At 68.3% G+C, this 8,931-nt stretch carries 12 protein-coding genes; 6 read left to right on the forward strand and 6 right to left on the reverse strand.

What is annotated here, in order from left to right:
* Position 1 precedes the first annotated feature (1 nt).
* The 4 genes from VMS22_20550 to VMS22_20565 form a co-directional block, all read right to left on the reverse strand.
* The gene (locus VMS22_20550) at positions 2-499 is read right to left on the reverse strand and encodes an NAD(P)H-dependent oxidoreductase subunit E (GenBank protein ID HXJ36434.1); all 498 of its coding nucleotides are present in this window, start codon (positions 497-499) and stop codon (positions 2-4) included.
* Positions 489-1,643 carry an NADH-quinone oxidoreductase subunit D gene (locus VMS22_20555; GenBank protein HXJ36435.1) on the reverse strand — a complete coding sequence of 385 codons (1,155 nt, stop codon included), beginning with the start codon at positions 1,641-1,643 and terminating at the stop codon, positions 489-491. The genes VMS22_20550 and VMS22_20555 overlap by 11 nt, the downstream gene beginning before the upstream one ends.
* A gap of 71 nt (positions 1,644-1,714) precedes the next feature.
* On the reverse strand, positions 1,715-2,245 hold the full coding sequence (locus VMS22_20560; GenBank protein ID HXJ36436.1) for an NADH-quinone oxidoreductase subunit C: 531 nt from the start codon (positions 2,243-2,245) through the stop codon (positions 1,715-1,717).
* A complete protein-coding gene (locus tag VMS22_20565; GenBank protein ID HXJ36437.1) occupies positions 2,236-2,592 on the reverse strand; it encodes an NADH-quinone oxidoreductase subunit A in 357 nt (118 codons plus the stop codon). The genes VMS22_20560 and VMS22_20565 overlap by 10 nt, the downstream gene beginning before the upstream one ends.
* Positions 2,593-2,697: 105 nt before the next feature.
* Between VMS22_20565 and VMS22_20570 the strand changes: the two genes are divergently transcribed.
* The 4 genes from VMS22_20570 (at position 2,698) to VMS22_20585 (ending at position 6,791) form a co-directional block, all read left to right on the forward strand.
* Entirely contained in the window at positions 2,698-3,765 is a 1,068-nt protein-coding gene (locus VMS22_20570; protein HXJ36438.1) for a phosphotransferase, read from the forward strand.
* Positions 3,762-4,493, forward strand: a complete 732-nt coding sequence (locus VMS22_20575; GenBank protein ID HXJ36439.1) for an NDP-sugar synthase — start codon at positions 3,762-3,764, stop codon at positions 4,491-4,493. Before VMS22_20570 ends, VMS22_20575 begins: the two co-directional genes overlap by 4 nt.
* A 140-nt stretch (positions 4,494-4,633) precedes the next feature.
* The gene (locus tag VMS22_20580; protein ID HXJ36440.1) at positions 4,634-5,986 is read left to right on the forward strand and encodes a patatin-like phospholipase family protein; all 1,353 of its coding nucleotides are present in this window, start codon (positions 4,634-4,636) and stop codon (positions 5,984-5,986) included.
* An 82-nt stretch (positions 5,987-6,068) separates the two neighbouring features.
* The gene (locus tag VMS22_20585) at positions 6,069-6,791 is read left to right on the forward strand and encodes a phosphoadenylyl-sulfate reductase (protein HXJ36441.1); all 723 of its coding nucleotides are present in this window, start codon (positions 6,069-6,071) and stop codon (positions 6,789-6,791) included.
* Positions 6,792-6,807: 16 nt separating this feature from the next.
* Here VMS22_20585 and VMS22_20590 read toward each other — a convergent pair whose 3' ends face one another.
* A complete protein-coding gene (locus tag VMS22_20590) occupies positions 6,808-7,608 on the reverse strand; it encodes an alpha/beta hydrolase (GenBank protein HXJ36442.1) in 801 nt (266 codons plus the stop codon).
* A 115-nt stretch (positions 7,609-7,723) separates the two neighbouring features.
* Here VMS22_20590 and VMS22_20595 point away from each other — a divergent pair, with 115 nt between their 5' ends.
* Both VMS22_20595 and VMS22_20600 read left to right on the forward strand, forming a co-directional pair.
* Positions 7,724-7,846 carry a hypothetical protein gene (locus VMS22_20595; protein ID HXJ36443.1) on the forward strand — a complete coding sequence of 41 codons (123 nt, stop codon included), beginning with the start codon at positions 7,724-7,726 and terminating at the stop codon, positions 7,844-7,846.
* 273 nt (positions 7,847-8,119) lie between these two features.
* Positions 8,120-8,431: a septum formation initiator family protein gene (locus VMS22_20600; protein HXJ36444.1), complete on the forward strand. Its 312-nt coding sequence runs from the start codon at positions 8,120-8,122 to the stop codon at positions 8,429-8,431.
* A gap of 3 nt (positions 8,432-8,434) precedes the next feature.
* Here VMS22_20600 and gcvH read toward each other — a convergent pair whose 3' ends face one another.
* Positions 8,435-8,821, reverse strand: a complete 387-nt coding sequence (gene gcvH / locus VMS22_20605; protein ID HXJ36445.1) for a glycine cleavage system protein GcvH — start codon at positions 8,819-8,821, stop codon at positions 8,435-8,437.
* Positions 8,822-8,931: the final 110 nt, after the last annotated feature.

Below are 8,931 nucleotides of genomic sequence, written 5' to 3' on the forward strand. Positions count from 1 at the left end.
CCTATTCGCTCGCCAGCCGCGTGAGGAGCGCGCGGACCTTCTCGACGTCGAGGCCCTCGTGGTAGGCGCCGTTGTTGATCTGGATCACGGGCGCCGTTCCGCACGAAGCGAGGCACTCGACCTCCTCGAACGAGAACCGGCCGTCGGCCGTCTTCTCGCCGTGGCGGATGCCGAGGGTGTCGTGGATGAGCGTGCGGAGCTCGCCCGCGCCGCGGAGCGCGCACGGCAGGTTCCGGCAGAGCTGGAGGTGCCAGCGCCCGACCGGCTCCTTCCAGTACATCGTATAGAAGGAGGCGACCGACGTGACCCACGCGAGCGGCAGCTCCATCAGCTCGGCCACGTAGGCCTGCACCGGCTCGGAGAGCCAGCCGAACTCGCGCTGCGCGAGCCACAACGTCGGCATGAGCGCGGCGCGGCGGGTGGGATAGCGCGTGAGGATCTCGCGATACTCGGCGAGCGCGGCGTCCGAGAAGCGCGGGCTCGCGGGCTCAGCGGTCACACTCGCCTCCGATCATGTTCACCTGCCCGAAGGTCGTGATGACGTCGGCGATCATGGCACCCTGGAGCATCCGTCCGATCGCGCCCATGGCGTAGAAGCAGGGCGGGCGGACGCGCACCCGATACGGACGCCCGCTGCCGTCGGAGACGAGGTAGAACCCGAGCTCGCCGTTGCCGCCCTCGGTCGCGACGTAGACCTCGCCGGCCGGGACCTTCTGACCCTCGATGACGAGCTTGAAGTGGTTCATCAGGCCCTCGATCGAGCCGTAGACCTCGTTCTTCGGCGGCAGGACGAAGCGCGGGTCGGTCGCCGTCACCGGTCCCTCGGGGATCTGCTGGAGGGCCTGCTCGACGATGCGCATGCTCTGCTCGATCTCGACCATGCGGACCATGAAGCGATCGTAGTTGTCGCCGTTGGAACCGGTCGGAACCATGAAGTCGAGCCGATCGTAGACGAGGTACGGGTACGCCTTGCGCACGTCGTACTCGACGCCGGCCGCCCGCAGGAGCGGCCCCGTGAGTCCCAGCGAGATCGCCTCGTCGCGCGCGAGCTTGCCGACGCCGGCCATGCGATCGACGAAGATGCGGTTGCGCGACAGGAGCTTGTCGCAGTCGCGGACGACGTTGCGGACGCTCGCGAATGCCTTCGTCGTCCGCTCGCGCATGTCGTGCGGCAGGTCGTTCGTGACCCCGCCCAGGCGGCAGTACGTGACCGTGAGCCGTGCGCCGGTGATGGCCTCGACGAGGTCGTAGAGGAACTCGCGCGCCTCCAGCATGTAGAAGGCGGCCGACAGCGCGCCGACCTCGCTCGCGCCCATGCCGAGGCACGTGAGGTGGTCGGCGATGCGGGAGATCTCGCCCGCAATGACGCGGATGTACTGGCAGCGCTCGGGCGTCTCGAGGCCGGCGAGCTTCTCGACGGCGAGCGCGAACCCGACGTTGTTCAGGAGCGGCGAGGCGTAGTTCAGACGATCGGCGTAGGGGAAGCAGTGGTTCCACGTCCCCTGCTCGCACATCTTCTCGAAGCCGCGGTGCAGGTACCCGATCTCGACGTCGACCTCGACGATGGTCTCGCCGTCGAGCTTCAGGTTGAACTTGATGGTGCCGTGCGACGCGGGGTGCGACGGCCCCATCTGGATTTCCATGATCTCGTCGTCGCCGCGCTGGTTCTCGTAGAACTGCTCGGGTGCCGTCGATCCGGGAACGCGCCGCACGGCTAGCGTCCCTCCGTGCGCGGGAACCAGGGCTCGGTGATGGGATCGCGCTCGGGTACGAGCGGCCAGCGCTGGTTCAGCGGATAGTCCTTGCGCAGCGGGTGCCCCTCGAACTCGGGATACATGAGGATGCGGCGGAGGTCCGGATGCCCGTCGAAGCGGATGCCGAACATGTCGAAGGCCTCGCGCTCGGCCCACAGCGCGCTCTTCCAGAGGCCGCTTGCCGTCGGCACGACCGGCTCGGGCCCGTCCACCGCCACCTTGACGCGCAACCGGTGGTGGTGCGGGTGCGACGCCAGCTGGTAGACGACCTCGAAGCGCGGCGTGCGACCGAGGTAGTCGACCGCGGAGAGATCGGCGAGGAAGTCGAAGCGGAGCGCGGGCTCGTCGCGCAGCGCGCGCAGCGACGCCTCGGCGCGGTCGACCGCGACCATGACGACCGCCTGGCCGCGCGTGTCGGCGAGCGGCAGCGCGGTCGCGTGCGGCAGCAGCACGCTCACCCGCGCGAGCAGATCCTCCGGCGTCAATCCCATTCGAGGGCGCCCTTCCGCCAGACATACGCGAGCCCGAGCGTCAGGATGGCCACGAAGACCATCATCTCGACGAACCCGAACATCCCGAGTCGCCGAAACAGCAACGCCCACGGGTAGAGAAAAACGACCTCGACGTCGAACACGATGAAGAGGATCGCGGTCAGGTAGAACTTGACGGAGAAGCGACCCCACGCCGGACCGCTCGACGGGTTGCCGCACTCGAACGCTTCGGACTTGATCGCGGTCGGCTTGCGCGGCCCGAGGAAGCGGCTCACGGCGAGAAACAGCGCGGGTACGACGCCGGCGACGGCGAACGTGAGCAAGACCGGAACGTACTCGCGGTGCATGACGAAACCCGCGCTAGGTATGACGACGCCCTCTGTGTGTCAACCGGACGCGCGCCGTCGGCACGTCGCGTTGACACGCGAAATGGCCTTTACTATCGCTCCGCGATGCCCGACGAGGCCGAGCGCGCGCGCATCGAGCGCGCAGTGCGCGACGCGTTCGGAGCGCGCGCGTCCGTGGGGGCGATCGAGGCGCTGCACGGCGACGCATCGAGCCGCCGCTACGCGCGTGTCCGTCTCGGCGACGCGCCGGTTGCGTCCTGCGTCGCGATGCTCCTCGGCGAGGGACGCTTCGTCGGCGGCGCCGACGAGCTCGGCGGCGGCGCCCCGCTGGACGAGCTGCCGTTCGTGAACGTCGCGCGCTATCTCACGGCGCACGGCTTCACCGTGCCGGCGATCCACGCCGATCGCTCGCGCGAGGACGGGCTGCTCCTCATCGAGGACGTCGGCGACACGACGCTCTGGGCCGCGGTCGATGCGGACCCGTCGCGCACGGCCACGCTCTTCGCCGCGGCGGTCGACGAGCTGGTGCGGCTCCAGGTCGTCGGCGCGACGGCGCCCGATGCTCGCTGCTTCGCCTTCGGCCGCCGGTTCGATGCCGCGCTCGCGCGCGCGGAGCTCGCGCACTACGTCGACCACGGGATCGAGACCCGCCACGGCATCACGCTGCCGGCCGACGACCGCGCCGCGATCCTCGCCGCGCTCGATCCCGTCGTCAGGCCGTTCGTCGAGGGCCCGTGGACCCTCTCGCATCGCGACTACATGGCGTGGAACCTGCACGTGCAGGACGGCCGCCTGCGCGTGATCGACTTCCAGGACGCCCTCGTCGCGCCCGACGCGTTCGACCTGGCCCAGCTCCTGACCGATCGGACGACCGAGCGCCGCGTCGATGCCGCGCTCGAGGGCGAGCTGGTCGCGCGCTTCGAGACCGGCCGGGCGGCCGCGGGGCTTCCCGTCCCGCCGGGATTCGCCGACCGCTACCGGCGTTGCGCGCTCCAGCACGTCTTCAAAGTGATCGGCCGGTTCTACCTGCTGGAGGTCGTGAACAAGCGTCCCGGCTATCTCGCGTACCTCCCGTCGGTCTACGCCGTCGGCGGCCGCATGCTGCGCGAGCTGCCCGACCTGGGCGCGGCCGCGCCGATGCTGCGACGTTGGACCCCGGAGCTCGTCGCGTGATCCGGCGCGCGATGGTGCTCGCGGCCGGTCGGGGCACGCGGCTCGCACCACTCACGCACACGATCCCGAAGCCCCTGGCCCCCGTCGCCGGGCGGCCCTTCCTCGAACACGTCCTCGCTTTCCTTCATGCAGGCGGCATCCGCGAGGTCGTCATCAACCTCCACTACCTGGGCGACCTGATCGAACGGCACGTCGGCGACGGACACCGCTTCGGCCTCATGGTCCGCTACTCGCGCGAGCAGACGATCCTCGACACCGGCGGCGGCATCCTCCACGCGGCCCCCCTCCTGGCCGGAGAGACGTTCGTGGTCGTGAACGGGGACAGCCTCCTCGATCTCCCCCTGCAGGACGTCGTCGACTTCCACCGCGCGCGCGGCGGCGTCGCTACGATCGCCGTGCGCCCGGATCCCGATGCCGATCGGTTCGGCCTCATCGAGCTCGACGACGACGATCGCGTACGTCGCGTCGTCGGGCTGCCGCCGGGCGCCGCGCGGCTCGGGCTGCGCGGCTTCATGTTCCCGGGGCTCCACGTCCTCGAGCCGACGATCTTCGACTACATGGGACCCGACACGGTGTTCAGCATCATGCGTGAAACGTATCCCCGCATGCTGGCTGCCGGGGCGCCGCTCTTCGGTTTCGTGACGACGGCGCGCTGGTTCAACATCGACACACCGGGGGCCTTGGCCGCGTCTGATCAGGCATTACGGACCACCCCGCCGAGGTTCTGAATCCTAAGTTCCTGCCCCCTAAGTGTTTTCCCTACCTGCCCGAGTGCAGAATCGGCTTGCTCGTAGCGGCAGCAGTGCTGTAATAGAGATCAAATGACGCGGCGCTCCAGCCAGGGGGCGAAAGCAGTCACGGGGGGGCCATGGGGCTGACGATCGTCCACAAGAGCGATCTGACAGCGCGCAAGCGCAACCCGCGCGTCGCGCTCGTGCTCGCCGGAGGCGCCGTCACCGGCGGCGCCTACAAGCTGGGCGGCCTGAAGGCGCTCGACGACTTCATGGTGAACCGCAAGACGACGGACTTCGACGTCTACGTCGGTCTGTCGGCCGGATCGTTCCTCGCCGCGCCGCTCGCCGGTGGCGTGACGCCCGTCGAGATGTTGAAGTCACTCGAAGGCACGTCGGCCGACTTCACGCAGCTCCTCCCGAGCGACTTCTACAACCTCAACCTGAACGAGTTCCTCTGGAAGCCGGTCGAGTTCCTGGTGGACATGGTTTCGTACGTCCCGGGGCTCGTCTACGACTTCCTGGTCCAGACGCCGGGCCTCATCCGCAATCTCGAGGACGCCGTCACGCGCGCACGGCGCGAGCCGTCGCTCGACAACCTGCTCGAGTGCGTGAACCCGGTGATCGACGCGATCGGCTCCGCGCGCGAGTTCCCGTTCCCGCTCGCCTACCTGCCGTCGGGCCTCTTCGACAACGCGACGCTCGAGCGCTACCTGCGCTCGAACATCGAGCGGTGCGGGATGACGAACGACTTCCGCGTCCTGTACCGCACGCGCGGCGTCGAGCTGTACATCGTCGCGATGAACCTCGACACCGCCGAGCGCGCCGTCTTCGGCCACGACGAGGACAGCTCTCTCACGATCTCCGAAGCCGTGCAGGCGTCGACTGCCCTCCCCGGCTTCTACAAGCCGGCGCGGCTGAAAGGCGTCGACTACGTCGACGGCGGCGTGCGGCGCACGGCCAACATCGACGTCGCGATCGAGCACGGCGCCGATCTCATCATCTGCTACAACCCGTTCCGCCCGTTCTCGAACCGCGTCGTGCGGCGCTTCCGGCCCGAGCAGAACCGCTACACGCTCGAAGGACGGCCGCTCGCCGACCAGGGCATGCTGACGGTGCTGAACCAGGTCTTCCGCACGCTCCTGCACTCGCGGCTCCAGCTCGGCATCCGACAGTACCAGGACGATCCGCACTTCCAGGGCGACATCATCCTCGTCGAGCCGGCGGAGAGCGATCTCACGTTCTTCAAGATGGCGCCGCTGAACCTGTGGGCCGGCCGCAGCGCGGGTGCACACGGGTATCTGTCGGTCACCGAGACCGTCGAGTCGCACTACGAGCTCATCAAGCAGATCCTGCAGAGCTACGGCGTGCAGATGACGCGCAAGGAGGTCCGAGAGGGCCTCGAGCGGCTGCTCACGAGCGAGCCGTCCGACTCGCCCGACGACGTCCTGCTGCGCGACGTCCCGCGTCGCAACCTGCACGTCGCGTAGCGATCGGTCCGGCGCCGGCGCGCACGGCGGAACATCGCACGTGCGCGTTGCTGGTGAAATCACCGTGTGTTAGCGTCGATCGATGTCCGCTGCCGCCCGCGCGCCCGAGCCTGCGCTCGACGTTGAGGCGGCGAACCGCGAGCTCGAGGGGGCAACGCCGGAGGCCATCCTCGAGTGGACCTGGAAGCAGTTCCGGCCACACGTGATCCTCACCTGCTCGTTCCAGCACGACGGCGTGGTCCTCGCACACATGCTGCGGGAGATTGCGCCCGAGGTTCCGGTCGCGTTCATCAACACCGGCTTCCACTTCCCCGAGACCCTGGCCTACCGGGACGAGATCCAGCGCCGCTTCGGCATCGAGCTCGTGGAGCTGCTCCCCATCGTGCCGCGCGACCAGTTCGCCAAGGAGCACGGTCTCGATCTGTACGCCCGCAACCCCGACCTGTGTTGCCACATCAACAAGGTGGAGCCGTTGAAGCGCTTCCTCCCCGGCGTGCGGGCCTGGATCAACGGCCGCCGGCGCGATCAGGCCGCCACACGACAGAGCCTGCGCGCCATCGAGGCGTTCCAGGGGTCGTTGCACAAGGTGAACCCGCTCTTGTCGTGGACCTCGCGCGAGACGTTCCATTACATGGAGCGACACGGCATCCCGACGCATCCGCTCTTCGATCAGGGTTACGCGAGCATCGGCTGCGCACCATGCACGCGCCCGGTGCTGCCGGGCGAGAACGAGCGCGACGGCCGGTGGGCCGGGACCGGCAAGGTCGAGTGCGGGCTCCACACGTTCCTCGATCCCAAAGCGTGATCCGTACCGGCGCGCGTCAGGACGGCTCTTCGTCCGCGTCGTCGCGCTCGGCCATCGCCTCCGGGTAGAGTTCCAGCAGCCCCTCCCCGAGACGTTGCACGAGCCAGCGGTGCGCCTGGCGGACGCATGTCTGCCAGGCCGGTCCCGCGATCGGCCAATGACCGGCACCGGAGAGTTCGCGCGCATCGGCTCCGAGATCCTCGGCGAGCCGACGTGCATCGTGCGGGCGCAGCAGCGGGTCCGCATCGCCGTGCAGAATCAAGGTCGGAGGGAGAGTGGCGGGACGCTCCAAGCGGTCGCGTCGCCCGATCTCCGCCACGGTCGCCGCGTCGTCCGATGCGAGCGTCCGACGGAACGTCTCCGGGAGGTCGGCGAAGGCGGCGTCCGCGAGCGGACCCCGGGGCGGCGCGACGAGCCGTCGTCGCATCGCCGCCCAGACGAGTCCCCAGGACCATGTGAGCGTGTGCGTCGCCGCACTCCCGGCGACCAGGGGTGACACGAGCACCAGAGCAGCGACGGACTCGTGCCCGGCCGCGGCGAGCGCCACCAGCGCCCCCGCGTCGTGCCCGGCCAGCACGACGCGGCCCGGGATCCGCGAGACGATCTCGGCGACCGCCCGGCCCCGCGCGGCGATCCCCCCGGGCACGCCGCGCAGGTCGACCAGCGTCCCCTGCCACCCCCGGTGGCCGAAGAACGTCGCGGGTCCCCGCCACACGTCCGATCCGACCCACAGGCCGGGCAGAAAGACGAGCGACGCCCCATATCGGGGTCCCTCGGGATGGATCTGCACCGTCACGAGCATCGCCGATCGCGCCATACGCCGAACGTCGCCCACGAAAAAGGCCCTCGGCGTTTCGCCTGAGGGCCTTTCTCCGGACCCACGGTGGGCCCGCTCTCGCCTGAGAGAAGATAACTCGAAACTACGTTGCTACGTGCCTAGCAAACAGAAGCGCAGCCCGCTGGGCTGCGGGTGTTACTTCTTCTTCTTCGCGGCCTTCTTCTTTGCCGGAGCCTTCTTCTTCGCCTTGCTCGCCTTCTTCCTTGCCATACCCTAATCCTCCTGTTGGGAGGCCGCTCGTAGCTGACCTCCAGCCGTTCCCAGGCGAGAACCGCCTCCCCTCCACTACCTCATCCACGACGGAGTATAGAGGCGCATTCGTGCAATAGTCAAGCGACGACCACCGTTTTGGAAAAATATTTTTAAAATTGCCCCACGTCGTTCGGGAAGAATCCGGCCATAGAATGTCGTTCTCGCATCGCTCGATGCCGCTCCGACAGAGTGTTCTACGCGGAACCATTGCCTCCCTGCAGGCTTTCCGTTACGAGCGATGGCGGTGCGGTGGAGTGGAGGCCACGCGGTCACGGGACTGCTGTTGCTCGCGATCGCAGCGGTCGCGTACTCCGCGGTCGCCGGACACGACGGCGTGACCCACCTGCTGGCGCTGCGCGCCGAGCGACAGCGCCTCGGCGAAGAAGCCGTCGCGCTCCTGCAGCAGAACACGAGCCTCCGCGATCAAGTGAAGCGGCTGAAGACCGACGACCGGTTTCTCGAATCGATCGCGCGCCGCGAGCTGGGGCTCGTTCGCCCCAACGAAGTCGTCTATCGATTCCGCCGCCCCGCCAAGCCCGCGACGCAATAGGTCTCAGCCCTCTCGCTCGCCCGACGCGAATTCCTCGTACTCGTCGAGGTCCATCAGGTCTTCGAGTTCCGCTTCGTCGGCCAGCTCGATCTCGACGAGCCAGCCCTCGTGCAACGGGTCCTCGTTCACGATGCGCGGCTGGTCCTCGAGCTCGGTGTTGATCGCGGTGACGGTGCCCGACAGCGGCGAGATGAGCTCCGAGACCGTGCGAACCGACTCGACTTCGCCGAACGGCTCACCCTTCTCCATTTCGTCGCCGACATCGGGCATCTCGATGGCGATCACTTCGCCGAGCTCACTCTGGCCGTACTCCGAGATTCCGAGCTGGGCTCGCTTGCCCTCCACGCGGATCCAGAGGTGGTCCTCGGTGAACTTCAAAGTGTCAGCCATTGCGGATGCCCGATCGTGCGATCAATGGCCGGCGCTTATAGAGCCAAGCTGCCCTCTGTCAAGGGTTCTCGGCGAATTCCTGCACGAAGGCGGCGCGGCCGCGCGGGATC

Source organism: Candidatus Eisenbacteria bacterium (genome assembly GCA_035577985.1).
Classification (GTDB): Bacteria; Desulfobacterota; Binatia; order DP-6; family DP-6; genus DATJZY01.

Excerpts from the sequence above, each read along its gene's own strand:
- VMS22_20555 (HXJ36435.1), bottom strand. The coding sequence starts at position 1,643 with ATGGAAATCCAGATGGGGCCGTCGCACCCCGCGTCGCACGGCACCATC.
- VMS22_20560 (HXJ36436.1), bottom strand. The coding sequence starts at position 2,245 with ATGGGATTGACGCCGGAGGATCTGCTCGCGCGGGTGAGCGTGCTGCTG.
- VMS22_20565 (HXJ36437.1), bottom strand. The coding sequence starts at position 2,592 with ATGCACCGCGAGTACGTTCCGGTCTTGCTCACGTTCGCCGTCGCCGGC.
- VMS22_20570 (HXJ36438.1), top strand. The coding sequence starts at position 2,698 with ATGCCCGACGAGGCCGAGCGCGCGCGCATCGAGCGCGCAGTGCGCGAC.
- VMS22_20580 (HXJ36440.1), top strand. The coding sequence starts at position 4,634 with ATGGGGCTGACGATCGTCCACAAGAGCGATCTGACAGCGCGCAAGCGC.
- VMS22_20585 (HXJ36441.1), top strand. The coding sequence starts at position 6,069 with ATGTCCGCTGCCGCCCGCGCGCCCGAGCCTGCGCTCGACGTTGAGGCG.
- VMS22_20590 (HXJ36442.1), bottom strand. The coding sequence starts at position 7,608 with ATGGCGCGATCGGCGATGCTCGTGACGGTGCAGATCCATCCCGAGGGA.
- VMS22_20600 (HXJ36444.1), top strand. The coding sequence starts at position 8,120 with ATGGCGGTGCGGTGGAGTGGAGGCCACGCGGTCACGGGACTGCTGTTG.
- gcvH (HXJ36445.1), bottom strand. The coding sequence starts at position 8,821 with ATGGCTGACACTTTGAAGTTCACCGAGGACCACCTCTGGATCCGCGTG.